The sequence below is a fragment of the Psychrobacillus sp. INOP01 genome, from assembly GCF_018140925.1.
GTDB lineage: Bacteria > Bacillota > Bacilli > Bacillales_A > Planococcaceae > Psychrobacillus.
Genome location: NZ_CP073315.1, coordinates 3,886,109 through 3,904,377, shown reverse-complemented (window position 1 = coordinate 3,904,377; position 18,269 = coordinate 3,886,109). Strand labels below are relative to the sequence as shown.

General features: G+C 34.9%; 21 protein-coding genes and 1 pseudogene. 7 read left to right on the top strand and 15 right to left on the bottom strand.

Features of this window, described 5'->3' with window-relative positions; all coding sequences use genetic code 11:
• Positions 1 to 16: 16 nt before the first annotated feature.
• The 5 genes from deoB to KD050_RS19145 form a co-directional block, all read right to left on the bottom strand.
• A complete protein-coding gene (deoB, locus tag KD050_RS19165; RefSeq protein WP_211893896.1) occupies positions 17 to 1,195 on the bottom strand; it encodes a phosphopentomutase in 1,179 nt (392 codons plus the stop codon).
• A gap of 73 nt (positions 1,196 to 1,268) precedes the next feature.
• Positions 1,269 to 2,168, bottom strand: a complete 900-nt coding sequence (gene xerD / locus KD050_RS19160; RefSeq protein ID WP_370627145.1) for a site-specific tyrosine recombinase XerD — start codon at positions 2,166 to 2,168, stop codon at positions 1,269 to 1,271.
• A gap of 65 nt (positions 2,169 to 2,233) precedes the next feature.
• Complete coding sequence (locus KD050_RS19155) at positions 2,234 to 2,677, bottom strand: ferric iron uptake transcriptional regulator (protein ID WP_090561869.1); 444 nt, start codon at positions 2,675 to 2,677, stop codon at positions 2,234 to 2,236.
• Between the two features lie 85 nt (positions 2,678 to 2,762).
• Positions 2,763 to 3,230 carry a hypothetical protein gene (locus KD050_RS19150; protein WP_211893895.1) on the bottom strand — a complete coding sequence of 156 codons (468 nt, stop codon included), beginning with the start codon at positions 3,228 to 3,230 and terminating at the stop codon, positions 2,763 to 2,765.
• A gap of 50 nt (positions 3,231 to 3,280) precedes the next feature.
• Entirely contained in the window at positions 3,281 to 3,829 is a 549-nt protein-coding gene (locus tag KD050_RS19145) for an NUDIX hydrolase (protein WP_211893894.1), read from the bottom strand.
• A gap of 88 nt (positions 3,830 to 3,917) precedes the next feature.
• On the opposite strand from KD050_RS19145, the gene KD050_RS19140 reads away from it, so the two are divergent.
• The gene (locus KD050_RS19140) at positions 3,918 to 4,826 is read left to right on the top strand and encodes an aldo/keto reductase (protein WP_211893893.1); all 909 of its coding nucleotides are present in this window, start codon (positions 3,918 to 3,920) and stop codon (positions 4,824 to 4,826) included.
• A 173-nt stretch (positions 4,827 to 4,999) separates the two neighbouring features.
• Here KD050_RS19140 and KD050_RS19135 read toward each other — a convergent pair whose 3' ends face one another.
• Both KD050_RS19135 and KD050_RS19130 read right to left on the bottom strand, forming a co-directional pair.
• On the bottom strand, positions 5,000 to 5,254 hold the full coding sequence (locus tag KD050_RS19135; protein WP_211893892.1) for a DUF3886 domain-containing protein: 255 nt from the start codon (positions 5,252 to 5,254) through the stop codon (positions 5,000 to 5,002).
• A 17-nt stretch (positions 5,255 to 5,271) separates the two neighbouring features.
• Positions 5,272 to 6,453 (bottom strand): acetyl-CoA C-acetyltransferase, encoded by a 1,182-nt coding sequence (locus KD050_RS19130; RefSeq protein ID WP_211893891.1) that lies wholly within the window; start codon positions 6,451 to 6,453, stop codon positions 5,272 to 5,274.
• 106 nt (positions 6,454 to 6,559) lie between these two features.
• Between KD050_RS19130 and KD050_RS19125 the strand changes: the two genes are divergently transcribed.
• Complete coding sequence (locus KD050_RS19125; RefSeq protein WP_211893890.1) at positions 6,560 to 7,456, top strand: hydroxymethylglutaryl-CoA lyase; 897 nt, start codon at positions 6,560 to 6,562, stop codon at positions 7,454 to 7,456.
• 11 nt (positions 7,457 to 7,467) lie between these two features.
• On the top strand, positions 7,468 to 8,400 hold the full coding sequence (locus tag KD050_RS19120; RefSeq protein WP_211893889.1) for an alpha/beta hydrolase: 933 nt from the start codon (positions 7,468 to 7,470) through the stop codon (positions 8,398 to 8,400).
• 110 nt (positions 8,401 to 8,510) lie between these two features.
• Here KD050_RS19120 and KD050_RS19115 read toward each other — a convergent pair whose 3' ends face one another.
• The 5 genes from KD050_RS19115 to KD050_RS19095 form a co-directional block, all read right to left on the bottom strand.
• Entirely contained in the window at positions 8,511 to 8,729 is a 219-nt protein-coding gene (locus KD050_RS19115) for a YneF family protein (RefSeq protein ID WP_093063024.1), read from the bottom strand.
• A gap of 207 nt (positions 8,730 to 8,936) precedes the next feature.
• A complete protein-coding gene (tkt, locus tag KD050_RS19110; protein ID WP_211893888.1) occupies positions 8,937 to 10,937 on the bottom strand; it encodes a transketolase in 2,001 nt (666 codons plus the stop codon).
• An 86-nt stretch (positions 10,938 to 11,023) separates the two neighbouring features.
• Positions 11,024 to 11,257: a DUF896 domain-containing protein gene (locus tag KD050_RS19105; protein WP_211893887.1), complete on the bottom strand. Its 234-nt coding sequence runs from the start codon at positions 11,255 to 11,257 to the stop codon at positions 11,024 to 11,026.
• 62 nt (positions 11,258 to 11,319) lie between these two features.
• Positions 11,320 to 11,970 (bottom strand): YneB family resolvase-like protein, encoded by a 651-nt coding sequence (locus KD050_RS19100; RefSeq protein ID WP_211893886.1) that lies wholly within the window; start codon positions 11,968 to 11,970, stop codon positions 11,320 to 11,322.
• On the bottom strand, positions 11,967 to 12,284 hold the full coding sequence (locus KD050_RS19095) for a cell division suppressor protein YneA (protein WP_211893885.1): 318 nt from the start codon (positions 12,282 to 12,284) through the stop codon (positions 11,967 to 11,969). The genes KD050_RS19100 and KD050_RS19095 overlap by 4 nt, the downstream gene beginning before the upstream one ends.
• A gap of 174 nt (positions 12,285 to 12,458) precedes the next feature.
• Between KD050_RS19095 and lexA the strand changes: the two genes are divergently transcribed.
• A complete protein-coding gene (gene lexA / locus KD050_RS19090; RefSeq protein ID WP_211893884.1) occupies positions 12,459 to 13,079 on the top strand; it encodes a transcriptional repressor LexA in 621 nt (206 codons plus the stop codon).
• A 166-nt stretch (positions 13,080 to 13,245) separates the two neighbouring features.
• On the opposite strand, the pseudogene KD050_RS19085 reads toward lexA, so the two are convergent.
• Positions 13,246 to 13,386, bottom strand: a pseudogene (locus tag KD050_RS19085) (peptidoglycan-binding protein); the annotation flags it as partial.
• 616 nt (positions 13,387 to 14,002) lie between these two features.
• Between KD050_RS19085 and KD050_RS19080 the strand changes: the two are divergent.
• The 3 genes from KD050_RS19080 to KD050_RS19070 all read left to right on the top strand — a co-directional run bounded on the left by KD050_RS19080 (position 14,003) and on the right by KD050_RS19070 (position 15,522).
• Entirely contained in the window at positions 14,003 to 14,173 is a 171-nt protein-coding gene (locus KD050_RS19080; RefSeq protein WP_211893882.1) for a hypothetical protein, read from the top strand.
• A 303-nt stretch (positions 14,174 to 14,476) separates the two neighbouring features.
• Positions 14,477 to 14,647: a hypothetical protein gene (locus KD050_RS19075; RefSeq protein WP_211893881.1), complete on the top strand. Its 171-nt coding sequence runs from the start codon at positions 14,477 to 14,479 to the stop codon at positions 14,645 to 14,647.
• 443 nt (positions 14,648 to 15,090) lie between these two features.
• On the top strand, positions 15,091 to 15,522 hold the full coding sequence (locus KD050_RS19070; protein ID WP_211893880.1) for a hypothetical protein: 432 nt from the start codon (positions 15,091 to 15,093) through the stop codon (positions 15,520 to 15,522).
• A 1,051-nt stretch (positions 15,523 to 16,573) separates the two neighbouring features.
• Here the strand turns inward: KD050_RS19070 and KD050_RS19065 are convergent.
• Positions 16,574 to 17,443, bottom strand: a complete 870-nt coding sequence (locus KD050_RS19065) for a cation diffusion facilitator family transporter (RefSeq protein WP_305080257.1) — start codon at positions 17,441 to 17,443, stop codon at positions 16,574 to 16,576.
• A gap of 242 nt (positions 17,444 to 17,685) precedes the next feature.
• Complete coding sequence (locus KD050_RS19060) at positions 17,686 to 17,976, bottom strand: VOC family protein (RefSeq protein WP_211893878.1); 291 nt, start codon at positions 17,974 to 17,976, stop codon at positions 17,686 to 17,688.
• Positions 17,977 to 18,269 lie beyond the last annotated feature (293 nt).

Genomic DNA, 18,269 nt, shown 5'->3' with positions numbered 1-18,269 from the left:
AATTTAGGTTCTTTTTTTATTTTAATAAAGATAAGAAACTTTCTCCGAATTCAGTTGTTGCTACACCAAAGTTTTCACTAATTGTTGCTCCAATGTCAGCAAATGTATTGCGTAGTGGCAACTCATTTATTTCCTTAAATTTTGGTGAGTATATGATTAACGGAACATATTCTCGCGTATGATCCGTCCCTGGCATAGTTGGATCATTTCCATGATCCGCCGTGATAATCAATAAATCTTCCTCTGTTAACTTTGGAAGTACCTCTTTTAAGCGCACATCGAATTCTTCTAATGCTTTACCATAGCCTAACGGATCGCGACGGTGACCAAATAATGCATCAAAATCAACTAGATTTAAGAAACTGATGCCTTTGAAATCTTTGTCCAGTGTAGCGATGAATTTATCCATTCCATCCATATTATCTGTTGTTCTTTCCGTAGAAGTGATACCTTCACCATTGTAAATATCGTTTATTTTACCAATTGCGATTACTTCTAGTCCAGCGTCACTAAGTTCGTTCATCGCTGTGCGACCAAAAGGTTTTAAAGCATAGTCATGTCGATTAGATGTACGAACAAATTTCCCTGGCCCTCCAATAAATGGACGAGCAATTATGCGACCTACTAAAAATTCCTCCGAAAGTGTTAACTCACGCGCAATTTCACAAATACGATACAATTCTTCTAATGGAATTATTTCTTCATGTGCCGCAATCTGAAGCACAGGGTCAGCAGATGTATAAACTATAATGGCACCCGTTTTCATATGTTCTTCGCCAAGCTCGTCTAAAATTTCCGTCCCACTTGCTGGTTTGTTCCCAATTACTTTGCGACCAGTTTTCTCTTCTAATTGGGAGATTAATTCGTCCGGGAATCCATTAGGGTATACTTTAAATGGTTTATCAATATTTAAACCCATAATTTCCCAATGCCCAGTCATCGTATCCTTACCAACAGAAGCTTCCTGCATTTTACCAAAATATGCTGTAGGTGCTGCTTGACTATTGATTCCTTGAATATCATCAATATTACCAAGTCCAAGTTGTTCCATCTGAGGCATATGAAGTCCGTTCATTTTTTCTGCAATATGCCCAATTGTATGTGATCCTACATCACCAAAATCTGCTGCATCAGGTGCTTCCCCAATACCAACAGAGTCCATTACTATCACATGTATGCGCTTAAATTTATTCATTTTTATAACCTCCTACTGTTTTCTTCTAGTTTACCAAAAAAAAACAAAATGTACAGGTCAGACCTCTGACAATTTATGCTCGAGGATGAAATTGTTTATAGACATCCTTTAATCTGCTTTTGCTAACATGAGTATAAATTTGAGTCGTAGAAATATCCGCATGTCCTAGCATCTCTTGAACAGCACGTAAATCGGCTCCATTTTCTATTAAATGTGTTGCAAAAGAATGGCGCAAGACGTGAGGTGTAATTTCCTTTGAAATCCCTACTGCATTAGCATGCTTATTTAATAACTTCCATATCCCCTGTCTAGTTAGACGCTTACCGCGCCTGTTGATAAAAATAGCTTCCGTTTTCTCAGACTTCAACAAAGCTGGTCTAGCATTTTCTATATAATCTGCGCAAGCTCTAATGGCAGAACCACCTAATGGCACAATTCGTTCTTTGCCACCTTTCCCAAAGACACGAACAAATCCCATGGATAAATGTATATCCTCTAAATTTAAGTTTAAACACTCACTTATCCGCATCCCACTAGCATACATAAGTTCAAACATAGCTAAATCTCTTTGTCCCTGTGGTTTGGATATATCAATACTATTTAATAGATTATTCAATTCTTCCACTGACAAATAAGTAGGTAACTTTTGCTCTAGCTGTGGTAAATCCAAGTGGACAGATGGATCTGTGTTCGCCACTTTCTCTCTTAATAAAAACTGATGAAAGGAACGAATAGAGGAAATATGCCTAGAAATCGTTCGAGCAGATTTTCCATTTTCTTTTAAACTTCGCAGATAAAGAACAATATGTGTGCGCTCTACCCCATCTAAACTATGTAGTTGCTGTACTTCAAATATATGATGTAAATAATCGGATAAATCTTTCTTATAGGAGGTCAACGTATTATTCGCTAACTGCCGTTCAATCTGCAGAAAGTGCATATAATCCTCTAAATGTAGTATTCCATTATTCAAGTACCTCACTCCTTTTGATAAAACAATAATTTAAAAAAAGGATAGCTAGTAAGCTATCCTTTTGTTTATTTATCTTCTTGGCAACGGTAGCATATACCGTGAAATGTTAGACGATGGTCTTTTATTCTAAAGTTCCATTTTTTCTCGACAATAGCTTCTACATCTTCTAACAAATCTTCTTGAATTTCATCTACAGCTCCACATTCAATGCAAACTAGGTGGTGGTGAAAATGCGCTGCGCCTTCTTGTCTCAAATCATAGCGAGATACGCCGTCACCGAATTGAATTTTATCTACCACATTCAATTCGTTTAATAACTCAAGCGTTCTATAAACTGTTGCAAGTCCAATATCAGGTGATATCTCTCTAACTAGTAAAAATACATCTTCTGCACTTAAATGATCTTCTTCATTTTCAAGCAAAACTCGGACTGTCGCTTCTCGCTGCGGCGTCAGTTTATAGCTCGCACCAGATAATTGTTTTTTTATACGATCAATACGGCTTTCCATATGACGCCTCCTTAACTAAATCCATTATACCAATAATTGAATTCTCATTACAAGAGATTCACATAATAATAATTATTAATAAGAACTAATTATTAAATAATATAAATGGTATTAAGATGGACTCTATAATTATAACAATTATATAGAAGGATAGCGAAAAAATATTAATCCGATTTGCTAAGGCTAATAATAAGATACAGTAAACTAGCTGAAATGGAAACCACCAAAACACATAAGGAAAAGTAGATTCCTGTGTTTGAAGTAAATAACTCGAACAATATCCATAGAATGTAATTTTAAACGCACAAATAACTAAAATTAGTTTTCGTAAATAAGGATGTTGATAAAATAAAAAAAACACAATCGCAAACATTAGATGAGGAAATATCGTTTCTAAAAAAGTAGGCTGTTCTACTAATAGAACGCGTGCGTCCAAGAGATTAATAATCCATTGCTGCTGTTCTACCGTACTTTTTTCAAATAATATCAAACCTCCGATAAAGCTAACTACGAGTACACATAATGAGATGAAAATAGTATAAGTCTGGTTCAAATTGGAACACCTCCCTATCTACTTTCATCATATGCTTGTACTAACTTAAATCATGCTACTTTAAAATAATCTTTCAACCAAATATATGCAAAGGCAGTTTTAGCATCATAGATTTGTTGTTTCTTTACCATTTCTTCCATTTCGGAGATAGTAACATATAATAATTCTACAAACTCATCTTCATCTAATCCAACTGGTTGCTCCATCTTTTCAATATTATCTGCAAAATATAGATGGATAATCTCATCAGCAAATCCTGGAGATGTAGCAAATGATTGTAAGTATTGTAGATTTTCCGTCGTATAGCCTGTCTCCTCTTCTAATTCACGAAGAGCAGTTATTTCCGGAGCCTCTCCAATTTCTATTTTTCCGGCAGGAATTTCAATAATTGATCTTTCTAATGCTTTTCTATATTGTTCCACTAAAATTATTTTTTTGTCTTTTGTTACAGCAATAACTGCAACTGCCCCAGGATGCTTCACAATCTCTCTATTACTAGTTTTACCATTTGGTAGTTCTACTTCATCTACCTGCAGAGATATTATTCTTCCTTTGAATTTAACCTCAGATTGAATTGTTTTTTCCTCAAATTTTTTCATAACATATCTTCCTCTCGTTTATAGCGTTTCACTTTAGTTGAATCTATCTATTTGACATTGTACCATGTAGAAAAGGACGTGATGAAACTTGAAGAAAAGACAATTAGGTAAAAGTGATTTATACGTTTCAGAAATTGGATTAGGTTGCATGTCACTTCCAGTAGAGCAAGCAGCCGCTAATAATATTATTCAAGTTGCCTTAGAAAACGGCATAACCTATTTTGATACAGCAGATCTATACAATAAAGGTGAAAATGAAAAGATTGTTGGGAATGCTCTAAAGAGCAATCGACAAAATATAATTTTGGCTACAAAAGTTGGAAATCGGCTAAACAAATCTGGCGATGGTTGGTCATGGGATCCGTCTAAGGAATGGATAACAGATGCCGTACATGCTTCATTGAAGCGACTCCAGACTGATTATATAGATGTATATCAGCTACACGGAGGTACGATGGAAGATGATGTAGACGAAGTTATAGACACAATGGAATCTCTCCAAAAAGAGGGGATTATTCGTGAATACGGAATATCTTCCATTCGACCAAATGTCATAGAACGATTTTTAAGCAAAAGTAATGCCGTCTCTGTAATGATGCAATATAGTTTACTAGACAGAAGACCAGAAGAATGGTTTTCCCTTTTAGAAAATAATTCAGCAACTCTCTTTAGTAGGGGTACATTAGCAAAAGGATTATTAACTGCTGAAGGATTAACTCGAGCAAGTAAAACAGATGAGTATCTAAGCTATACTCACCAGGAATTACTGGAAGTTATTAAAGTATTGGATGCGTTGGATGCTCCTTTAAGTTCTATAGCTCAACATTATGTTTTACGAAATGATGTAACGGGTTCAATGATACTCGGTGCAAGCAGTGAAAAACAGCTGTTAGAATCTATTCAGTCATACCATACAGAAGTACCACATAATATTTTACAAACAGCAAGTGAATTAACAAAGAAAGAGATCTATATGGAACATCGAGTTAATTCATAAGCTTAGGATGGCCAGCCGTGATTTACTTCACGACTGGCTTTTTAAAGTGATAGGAAAGTATAGGACAAATGTCCTGTGAACACTGGGTTTGTGGTACTTTCAAAAATGAAAAACACGACTGATTTCCTAAAGCACAAAAAAACTATTTGCCAAAGCAAATAGTTTTTTCTTTCTTAAAATTTCGAGCCACCAAAGCCATATTCATCTAACAGCTCTTCAAACGATTTGTTTTTTTCTTTTTCTTTCTTTTCGAAAGCTAGTTGTGCTTGTCTCTCTTCCTCTTTTTCTTGTTCAGCGGTTACTAATTGTTTCTTCGTTTCTTTTAGTTTCGCTAGAACGTCAGAAGAAAGCTGATCGGACAATGAATTACCTTCTTCCACTTGCTTAGCAGGCTTTACCTGTTGTTGTCTTTGTTTTTTCTTAGCCATTTTGTTCACCTTCTTTATTAGCGTTTAACTATAGTTGCGACCCCTTGGCCACCACCGATACAAAGTGTGGCAAGGCCTGTTTTCGCATCTCTCTTCTCCATTTCATGAAGTAAAGTAACAAATATACGAGCACCACTAGCTCCAATCGGATGGCCTAATGCAATCGCTCCACCATTTACATTTAGTATATCATGATTAAATGATAGCTCTCTATCTACAGCAATCGATTGTGCCGCAAAAGCTTCATTCGCTTCGATTAAATCGATATCCGCTAATGATAGTTGAGATTTGTTCAATACTTTTTTCACTGCTTCAACGGGTCCAATGCCCATGATGCTTGGATCCACTCCTGCTGATGCATTTGCAACAACTGTCGCAAGTGGTTTAAGACCAAGTTCATCCGCTTTAGCTTTTGACATTACCACTACAGCTGCTGCTCCATCATTAATACCTGAAGCATTACCTGCAGTTACAGAACCGTCTTTTTTGAATGCCGGACGAAGCCCCGCTAGTTTTTCTTCTGTAGAACCTTTTTTCGGATACTCATCCTGCGAAAAGACAATTGGATCTCCTTTTCTCTGAGGAATTTCTACAGGCACGATCTCGTCTGCAAATTTACCTTCTTCTATCGCCTGTGCAGCTCTGCCCTGGGAACGCGCAGAAAATTCATCTTGCTCTTCTCTTGTAATTTCATATTGATCACATAGATTTTCAGCAGTCACACCCATATGATAATCATTAAATGCACACCAAAGACCATCTGAAATCATACTATCTACTACCTTCTGATCGCCCATACGGAAGCCTTCTCTAGCGTTCTTTAACAGATACGGAGATTGGCTCATGTTTTCCATTCCACCTGCAACAACAATATCTGCATCCCCTGCTATAATAGCTTGCGTAGCAAGATGAATTGCTTTTAAGCCAGACCCACACACTTTATTAATAGTTAGCGCAGAAACTGAATGTGGTAATCCAGCTTGAATTGAAGCCTGTCTTGCCGGATTTTGGCCTAAACCAGCTTGAAGGACATTCCCCATAATTACTTCGTCCACAGCATCTTTAGATACCCCTGCTTTTTCTAACGCCTTTTCAATTACAATAGCACCTAGTTTAGTAGCTGGCACGTCTTTTAAAGCCCCTTGAAACGAACCAATTGCCGTTCTAACTGCACTTACGATCACAACTTCATTTGTCACGTGATTTCCTCCTTGTTTCCCCTGTTTTAAACAAATTTTTACAAAGCTAAATTTAAATTTGCTTGTTTAACCATCCTTTCTTTACAATAAAGAGGGAGGGATGATTATGTTTAGTTTACCAAATAAAGTGACAATTATCGAGGTAGGTCCAAGAGACGGATTGCAAAACGAAAAAAACGAAGTACCAACCGAGGTAAAATTATCTTTTATCGCAAAACTTCAGCTTGCAGGGATAGAAGAAATGGAAATAACTTCTTTCGTATCGCCAAAATGGGTTCCACAAATGAAAGATGCAAATGAAATAGTAACCCAAGTGAATAAAATGGGTCGACAACTCGTACTAACACCTAATAATAAAGGCGTAGAATTAGCCAAACAATCCGGGGCACAGAGTTTCGCTGTATTTGTAGGTGTCTCAAACAGTTTTAATAAAAAAAATATTAATAAAACGACGAAAGAAAGTATGGATGAACTTAAGCCTATTGTGGGAAAACTATTACAAGAAGGTCATTTTGTCCGCGCATGTATTTCCACTGCTTTTTATTGTCCATATGAGGGTAAAATAGATTCATCAGATACGGTTGCATTGTGCAAGGAGTTCGTTTCATGGGGTGTAAACGAACTTAGCGTAGCTGACACAATTGGCATGGCTAATCCACTGGAAAGCTATGAATTATTCGACTCGCTAAAGAAAGAATTCCCTGCTACATTAATAACTGCACATTTTCACGATACTAGAAAAATGGGAATAGCCAATATTCTCGCTAGCTTACAAGCCGGGATTGATCGATTTGATACCTCCGCTGGCGGCCTAGGTGGATGCCCTTTTGCACCAGGTGCTACAGGGAATGTAGCAACCGAGGATGTTGTGAATATGCTACATCAAATGGGTATTGGGACGAATATAAATCTTGACTCATTGCTTAAAGCTGTAGAAGTAGTTGAACCTTATGTGTCCAGACCGATAGACACGGGAATGTATAAACTATTTAAAAGTAAGTAGGGGTTGATACGATGAAGAAACGTGTAATTATTTGGACGAGTATTTTTACTAGTGTATTAACAGCTATGGCTACGTTCTTTGGTTTCTTTGTAACTAATAGGCTTATGTATATGAAGAAAAAAGAAAATGATTTTATCTTAAATCGTGAAATTACTTCTAAACGATTAGATGAAGCCTGGTTTAACGCTGTAAATAAAACTGAACAATGGATTGAATCTAAAAATGGATATTCCTTAAAGGCTATTTTTGTCGAACCATTAGTAACAAATAATTATGTCGTCATTTGCCATGGTGTTACAGAAAACAAGATTAACTCTCTACGTTTTGTTCGTATGTTCGAACGACTAGGCTTTAATAGTGTCGTCTATGATCACCGCAGACATGGTGATTCTGGCGGAAAGACAACTAGTTTTGGATTTTATGAAAAAATAGATTTACAATCAGTTGTTGAAGCAGTCAGAGATAGAGCTGGGAAAGATGCAGTTTTAGGTATCCACGGAGAATCTATGGGAGCAGCCACAACACTATTATATGGTGGATCTATAATAGATGATGCTGACTTTTATATTTCGGACTGTGCATTTTCAGATTTTGAACAGCAAGTTTATCATATAATGACACAAACTACTCCTCTTCGCACTAGTCTTGCCATTCGATTTGCAAATTTGTTTTTGAAGCTTCGTGATGGATATACACTAAATCTTGTCTCACCAATCGATGTTATAGACAAAATTGAAAAACCTGTTTTGTTTATCCACAGTTTGCAGGATGATTTTATCTTACCTAAAATGACGGAAGATTTATACGAAAAAAAACTAGGTCCAAAAACATTAAAATTGTTTGATATAGGTGAACATGCGAAATCCTTCAATGAAAACAGCAAGGAATATGAGCAGGTTGTGGCAGATTTCCTACAAGAAAATAGCTTGCTAAACAAAAAGTAATTGAAATCTGATTTGACATGAAAGATCCTCATTTGCATCTTGCGCTTATCATTTCATAAAGTAATATTATTTTCTATTCAAAAAAAGCACTCAGCTGAGTGCTTTTTTATTTATTTTTGCATTTTATTCATTTGATTCATCATTTGTTTAACTTGTTTTTCTGAAGGCTTGCGACCCATTTGCGCCATCATCATACGAAGCATTTGTTCATTAATAGGTGGGTTTTCTTTTAAGTATTTCATCATATATTGACGTGCCGCAAAGAAACCGATTGCCGCACCAGCGATTAACGCAACGATTATAATAACAATCCAAATCCATGTTTGCATATTTTCTCCTCCTTTGTGTTCTTATCTACGTGTACAAGACACCACTGAAAATTATACTATAGATTCTTTTTGCATTCTATTATAATTTCAAATAAAGTGAAACTTCAAATAGTCGGGGTATATTTCTCCCCAATTTCTTCCTAATACGTTATAAAAAGCAATTCGAATACTTTATATCCAAAGCATTCGAATTGCTCGTAGAACATTTTACTTTTGAAGTAGTGCTTTCATTTTCGCAACTACGTTTTCTACAGAGAAACCGTATTCTTTCATAATGATTTCGCCAGGAGCACTTGCACCAAATTTATCTATGGCAATGACGTCCCCTTCAAATCCAACATAACGGTGCCAACCTAATGAGGCCCCCATTTCTATTGCAAGGCGTTTCGTTAAATGAGATGGTAATACAGCATTTTTATAAGCCGAATCTTGTTTCTCAAACAGATCCCATGATGGCATTGAAACGACAGAAACTTCAATTCCTTCTTTAGAAAGTGCTGCTTGCGCTTCAACAGCAAGACTTACTTCTGAACCAGTTGCAAGTAAGATTGCTTCCGCTTTTTCGTTAGGGGCTACAACATAAGCTCCTTTTGAAACTCCTTCTTTAGCCAGTTCAACTGAATTTTCAAGAGTCGGCAAGTTTTGTCTAGAAAGAACTAAAACTGTAGGATTATGTTTAGATGATACAGCTAGTTTCCATGCCTCCGCAGTTTCATTTGCATCCGCTGGACGGATTACAGATAAACCAGGCATTGCTCGTAAAGAAGCTAAATGTTCAACCGGCTCATGAGTTGGACCATCTTCTCCAACAGCGATACTATCATGCGTGAATACATACGTTACAGGAAGTCCCATTAATGCAGATAAACGAATTGCTGGTCTAACATAGTCACTAAATACGAAGAATGTACCACCAAATACATTTAGTCCACCGTGTAAAGCCATTCCGTTTAAAGCAGTTCCCATTGCAAATTCACGTACACCGAACCAAATGTTTTTCCCAGCATAATCATCAGCTGAGAAATCTCCAACATTCTTCATAGTAGTTTTATTGGAACCCGCTAAATCTGCACTACCACCAAAGAACGAAGGTAGGTTTTGAGCAATTGCATTAATTGCTTCTCCAGAAGCAGAACGTGTAGCATGTGAAGTACCAGTTTCGTATGATTTAAGGGCATCTGCAAAGTTTTCAGGTAATTCACCAGAAATTGCTTGTTTCAGAGTAGAAGCTAACTCTGGAAATTCTGACTCATACGCATTAAATTTCTCATTCCAAGAATTCTCTTCTTGAACACCTAAATGTTCTGATGCTTGTTTGAACGTATCATATACTTCTTCTGGCACATGGAAATCCTCTTCAAATAACCATTTATATTCAGCTTTAGCTAATAGAGTTTCATCTTTTCCTAATGGCATACCGTGAGCATCTGACTTACCAGAACGGTTAGGAGAGCCAAATCCAATTACAGTTTTCACTTCAATAATAGTTGGTTTGTCATTTTGAGACTTCGCTTTTTCAATAGCATTTGAAATTTCTTCAATATCATTTCCGTCTTTTACATGAATATAGTTCCAACCATATGAATCAAAACGTTTTGCTACATTTTCTGAGAATGATTTATGTAAATCACCATCTAAAGAAATATCATTACTATCATATAATACAATTAATTTATCCAATTGAAGATGTCCAGCAAGTGAAATTGCTTCTGCTGCTACACCTTCCATTAAATCACCATCACCACATAACGCATATGTGTAATGATCGATTATCGAGTGGTCTTCTTTATTGTAGGTAGCAGCTAAATGTGCTTCAGCCATAGCCATTCCTACTGCCATTCCAATTCCTTGACCAAGCGGTCCTGTTGTTGCCTCTACTCCAGCTGTGTGACCGAACTCTGGATGTCCAGGAGTTTTAGAATCCCATTGTCTAAAGTTCTTAATCTCCTCCATTGGTAAATCATAACCACCAAGATGAAGTAAGCTATACAGTAGCATAGAACCATGACCGGCCGATAACACAAAGCGATCACGGTTGAACCATGTTGGGTTACTTGGATTATGTCGTAAATGTTTTGTCCATAATGTGTAAGCCATTGGCGCTGCCCCCATTGGTAAACCAGGGTGACCAGAATTTGCTTTATCGATTGCATCAATAGATAAAGTTCGAATCGTATTAATTGCTAATAAATCGGATTGTAATGACATGAATGACATCCTCTCAAACAAATTTTTATTATATTTCTAGTTTAGACAAGAATGTCTGTATTATCAATGGTTTCTGAAATGATTAATTAATTCAGAAACTTCCCTTTCTTTGCTTCTTGAACTTTTACAGGTGTTACATCGTTTCCTTCAGGGTCGATTATTTTTACACTTTCAATTGTATCTCTCATAGTAGAGCGGAAAGTTTCTAAATATTCTTTACGTAAAGAGCTTTGTTCTTTTGCCTCTTCGATAGAAAGTCCTGATATTTTAGATTTTCTAGATAACTCACTAATTCTTGCTAATTTTTCTTTACTTAACAATTCATTTCATCCTTTCACTATATCTTTATATAAAGGTAAGGAAAAAACACACAGAGTGCAAGTCATTTCACTCCGTGTGCTTCTATATACTCAATATATCGTCGATGTACGGTTGCTTTACTAATATTAAATCCTAAACCTTTTAGAGTCATTGAAATCTCTTCATAAGTGAGACCTGCATTTCGAAGTCTAACTACTTCTTCTAATGGCACATCTATTCGTTCTCTTCCTTCGGGGTTACCTTTTGTCTTTAAGTTTTTCTCTGGCCGATATCCTTGTGATACTGCTTTCTTCATACCTCTTCTGATTTTAGCGTTGTGTAATTTCCGTTGATATTCCTCTACAAGCGCTAATATCTCCAGTAACATAGAGTCCATTTCATTTAAATTGATGACGCCTTTATCTTGTAAAGTATATATAGAAGTGTTTGTTTTTTGAAGGAGATGTAGAACTGCCATTCTACCATTCCCTCTCCCAATTCTAGTTTCATCTTGAACAAAAACCGCTTTAATTTCGTTTTCTTTTATGTAGTCAAGTAAATCTAATAAGCCTTCACGTTCTATATCGTAACCACTATGTTGATCTATAAATACTTTCTCTACTTCATAATTATGTAATGCTGCAAATTCTAACAACTCTTCTTCCTGTCTTTGCAAAGATGTCTCTTGGGACTCTTTTTCTGTACTCACACGACAATATATAACTGATTTCATTTTGTATCGCCCGCTATCTCCGTTTCATGATCGAAATGGTAACTTTTTTCTGCAGCTGGAATTTTAAGTATTTCCCCTGCTTTAATATGTCCGTCTTGCAAATTATTCATAGTCATCACTTTATTGATCCATACTTTTTTATCTTCGTTTACACTATACTCATGTGCTAACTCCCATAAAGAATCGCCTTGTTCTATATTAATATGAAGACTCTCTTCTGTCGAAAAAGAATTCGAGATTATTATAAACATTGTAAATGCAATACTGCACGCTACAAATATTGTTAAAAAGTAGTTTTCTTTTATCCAGGTCATTAAAAATACCCCCTAATAGAATGTGTGTTCGTAATGTATGATTTAATAATAATGCGAACGTTTGTTTTTGTCAACAACAATTAGAACCTATGTTTGCATTAACGTTCGTCCCCTGTTATACTATTAATAAGATAGAAAAGGTTAGAGATTAATTACTCTAAAAGAGGTGAGCATATGAAAAAAGCATCTAAAAGACAGGAAGACATCCTAGCTTTTATAAAAGAAGAAGTTCGAAAAAAAGGATATCCGCCATCTGTTCGAGAAATAGGCGAAGCTGTGGGCTTAGCATCTAGTTCTACTGTTCATGGACATTTAGCTCGACTGGAAAGTAAAGGATTGATAAGAAGAGACCCAACCAAACCACGTGCCATTGAGATTCTTGATGGATTAGGAAGTATTGCAGAAAAACAAAATGTTGTACATGTACCACTTGTAGGTAAAGTTACTGCAGGTATGCCAATTACAGCAATTGAAAATATTGAAGAGTTTTTCCCACTTCCTGAAACATTCGGAACTGCTGATGATAATTTATTTATGTTGGAGATTATGGGTAATAGTATGATTGAGGCAGGTATATTGAATGGTGACTATGTCGTTGTAAAACAACAGCAATCGGCAAATAATGGCGATATTGTCGTAGCTATGACAGAAGAGGATGAAGCAACTGTTAAACGATTCTTTAAGGAAAAGTCTTACTTCCGTTTGCAACCGGAAAATTCTTCCATGGAACCTATCATTGTTAATTCTGTTAGCATTCTTGGAAAAGTCGTTGGCGTTTATCGTAATATTCAATAGACATACAGACTTGACAATACAACTAAATATAAGTAAGATAACGTAGAGCCGATATCATATTTCAACGAAAAGTGGACATTTTTGTTGAAATCATCGAAAAACCCCTTTACCTTTATGGTTGAGGGGTTTTATTTTGTTCATATTTCTTTTTATCTCTCCGAAGGTTTTATTTCTTCTTTAAAGCAACTAAAGTTTTTGGTCCTACTACTCCATCAACGGTTATACCATTGTTTTTTTGAAAATGTTCTATTGCGGCAATAGTTAATGGCCCATCTATCCCTTCAGCCACCAGTTCATAACCTACTGTATTTAAAGCTTCTGTACTTCGGTTATACTTGTTTCACTTATATAATATTAAGAATTCACTGCATTAGGCTGTTCCACAACATCTTATGATGGTATGTGAATTTCAAAATGCACGTGTATTACTGTTAACACTTTGTCCAACTTTACGGAAAAAGATTTTAAATGTGCATATAAGGCTTCATACTTTTTATCTTTCAAAGTATGTGAAATCTTTATAGTATTTCTGTATCCACCTATAACTTTTGTTCTCGTCACGACACCACTTGCAGCTACTTTATAACCGGACTACCCCCACTCCCAAAATTTACTCCCTTTTGCACTTTAACCTCACTATTCTTTCGAATTTCTCCTAAAACGAGATGTAATTCTCACTTTGCATGGCCTAATAAACAAAGTTTAACCTCCCTTCTATTAATTTGTAGAGATTTATCCCTCACACTAGTTGATGCTGGAATGAATATAGAAAATAGTCAATTGACATTATATTTATCAAATAAAATAATAAAAGTGATTAAAAATGCCGAATTTTGGGTATTACTATTTATAATTAGACATAGGTTAAATTAAGTATATCGTTTTTTATATCAGCCTATATAACTATAAAGGGGCAAAAACTTATGAAATTAATTATAGCGGAACTTAAAAAACTCATTAATGATTACTATAGATGCAATAACTACCAGCTGAAGGAACAGATTTTAATAGATATCAACCTGCTAAAAGAAGCACTAAGAATTTTAGAAAAAAATAACATAGAAATAAATACAAAAAGATCACTTGGTTTTTAACCGAGTGATCTTTTCTAATTGACACCACTTCTAGTTACTTCAAAAATTACAAATCACTCTAATTTGTATTTTTTTATACACCTATTTCTATAGAGAAAATCGCGCATTTATAAGGACAACCACCATTCGTTTGAGGAAAATGCCAATTTCAGGAGAACCGATCGTGAATAACGTCACAACTCTCCAAGCTTTTTCGTTGTAATGATGCTTATTATTCAAAAATAATTAGGTAAATCTCTTCCAATTAAACTTGTTTTGTTAGATAATAAGTAACAGGAAATATCGATTACTGGGGGAGTATTATTGCCTACTAACTTGATTTATAAAGAACTAAATAACCTAATAGATGATTATTACAAATGTCCCTTCATACATATAAAGGAACAAATTCTATTAGATATTAATCTTTTAACAGACGCATTAGTACTTGATGATATCGATTATTTATCGGAAATTCCACTTGAATCAAGTTAAATACAATTAATCTTATTCCTGTGAAAAGTTTCAGTTTTTATGAAATAAGATATAACTTATTTAATCAACTTTTATCAATATTTATCATCATAGAATGTCACTAAAACACATTTATATCAGGGTGATAATGGGATGTGAAAATAAGTCCTTCCAAATTAGTGGTTGGGCTTTTTTATCATCAACACTGTCTCTGCGACAAAAGAGAAAAGTATATGAATGGTGTAATTAATGATAGTAAGGTTTGTATTGGCGCAAGCGGGAACAATGAGGATCGTGTATAAAAAAAGAAGAATAGAAGGAATATTATCAAGAGGTAAACATATTAAAAAGGCAGTAGATTTAAAGTTTTAAAAACATTTAGGGAAATAAGTGAAATAATAAACTACCCTCTCTATTTAAACTTACGATATAATTAAACCAAAAATGGAGTTGAGTGGGAATATATGAATAAATTGTTAGTTTTATTAGCAACGGTATTTTTATTGTCTGCATGTGGAGACGAAAGCGTTGAACCTATCACTATTAAATCTATTATTGGATCAATTACCAAAGAAGAATTTAATGTCTATGAAGATAAAGGCATCTTCTTAATTAAAATTGACTACAAAGATGCTCATGAAGCTTCGAAAAGCGCTATGTTAAAGGACACTATGGAAATATTAGCAGACTTATCGAAATTAGATGAAGTGAAATCTGTGTTAATCAAATGGAATGCAAACTTAACTGACGACTACGGTAATAAATCATTTGACGAACTCTTAGCAGTAGTGTTTGATGCTGATACGTTCGCAAAGGTGAATTGGGAAAATTATAAAACATTGGATTTAGAATCAATTGCGTCTGAATATACCCAGCATAGTACTTTGAAGGATTAAGTCACTTATTGAGTGAACTATAAGATAAATAATTAGATGCGAGATTTATAGAATTATTATCTAACCAGCCGATTCCGTGCCATACATTTTATTAAATTTATACGCATACTTGTTCCCTCCTTTTTTCTATTATCACGCGAACATTCGTTTTGTTTTATAACAAGTAAATATTGGAGAAATAAAAAAGCGACATACCCCTTTTAGAATATATAGCTAAATTTACTATTGTGCTTTACTACCATATCTCTGACTTAATGTATAGACAGTATCACCAGAAACTACGTAATGGTATATAGCCTTGCTTGTCTTCGGAACTACTAACATCAACATTTTTATAGCTTATGCAAACAAGCACTTTCGACTTCAGAGATTATGGTTTTTTATCGCTTTGAATACCCCGGTCACAATATCTAATACCATTTACACCAATAATAAATATAAAATTTTTCGTCCACAATTAAACAAAATCGAACTACGCCGAAATTTTCCAAATAAATCCTCCTATGTTTTCACTCCTTAGTATTTATTGTGTATAAAAAAGAACGCTCCGAATGGAACGTTCTCTCCTTTCAATCTATTCCGGAAAATAACACACCTCTAAATTATTTCCTTTTATATCTTGAAACTTAAACCATTTAACATCGCCATCGTCATTTATAGGTTCAACGGTTACATTATACTGCATCAAATGATTACGTGCGGTATCTATGTTCGAAGTATAAAAATTAAAGGAAATATGACTACTTTTTACTTGCTCATCATTTTTTCTTTTACGAACCAATGTTAATGGGGTTTCACCTATGTTTAGCATTTGATTGCTTGTTCTAAATCACTTACATGTAAAAATACAGTATCAATTCTCTTAAATATTGAAGACATCTCCTATACACCCCTTTTTAAGTCTGGTATTCGGCAAAAAAGAAGGAAATCCTTCTGAGGTATAAAAAATAACGCTAACTTATGCTGCGTACTATATTCCAGATGTGCATCAAAAAAGCCAACTAAATGTTGGCTTAACTTATTATACTTCAGTCGATCATTCAAGTTCTATTTAGTTTGGCTCTACATGCACATGCACTTCAAATACATCATATTCCTTTATTAATACGTCTTCTACTACCATTGAGATATCGTGGGCAGCACCAATATCTAAAGTGGAATTAACAAGAATAACCACATCTACAACAGGATTATTTCCATATTTTCTTGCTCTTATCTCCTTTACTCCCTTTACACCGGAAATATCAATAATTGAATTTTTATAATCCTTTAACTGCTCTTCATCAAAACCATCTGTCAAATCATGGGACGCCTCTCTAAAAATATCCCAACCTGTCTTGACTATTAATAATCCTACGACAACAGCAGTAACAGGATCGAGCCATGGCAGACCAAATTGAGAGCTGGTAATCCCAATAACTGTTCCAATACTTACCCAAGCGTCGGATAAATTATCTTTTGCAGCAGCCATAACAGATTGACTATTTATTTTTCTCGCTAAATTTCGGTTATAAAGGTACACTCCATACATAATCACAGCACAAAAAAGGCCAGTCAATGCGGATATCCAGTCAGGTTCTGAAATTGTTTTATCAAATACCGATAAAGCGGCATTATACAGGACATAAAGACCAACACCCACCATTATAAAGGCAGCTACCATAGAAGCTACCGTTTCTGCTTTCCAATGACCATAAGGATGATCTTTATCTGGAGGTCTCTGTGAAATTTTCAATCCAATCAAAACTGCAATGGAAGCAATTATGTCGGTTGTATTATTTAATCCATCCGCTTTTAAGGCTTCAGAATTTGCAGTATAACCAATAACTAACTTCAAGGTCGACAAACATAAGTAAGCGAAGATACTCAAAATTACCCCTCGTTCACCTAGTTTCAAATCCATATATTTTTGTTCCATTATTTCACCTCTGCTATATGCTCCTAAAACATAGTAACAGAGGCAATTCGTGTGTGTCTATGGCAATCTTTTTGCACGTTTCGAACAAATTTATCGAGTACCAATTCTGTTTCACAAAGGAAACAATAAGAAAATTAAGCATGATTTTTGTCTGAGCTTTTCTGCCTCTCGTTAGATTCCGTTTTCATTTACAGGTGATCAGTATGTTCCGACTACGAAAATAAGCCAACAGATCACTATTGACTTTAATTATATACGGGATAAAACTTAAGATTATTTTCAAATAAAGATTTGTAAGTTTCTTCTCTATTCTGAGGAATAAAATTATTATACTTTCCCACACCAAAATTATTACTTGGGAATCTCATCGGTTGATGTTTTAAGTTTTTTACAAGACATACTATTGTTTGATACTGTTCTGTAATCTTCATTACAGCAGCTTCTTCTTCAATATAAAATAGTTTAAATCCAAATATATCTTCGTACCAATTTGCTGTCAATTCAGGGTCTTTTACTGAAATAATAATTTCTTCCATCCCCTTTAACGCCTTCTATAAAATATATATGCATATTTAATTTGATATAATCATGTGAAATTTTTTAATGAATATCATATTGAACTAACCTCCTGCGTTAGTTCAATAAGAAATTAATAAGCATTATATACCAAAAGTTTATCTTTTAATCAGAGCAAATCCTAGACCAACACGGTTTATCAAGTAGGCAAGGTAAAAATTATCAAATTCCATTTTATCTCTCACTATTACTGCACCTTTGTTTTTAAAAGTGGTAGATTTATGAACCCTCACCACGAACCTCATTCTATAAT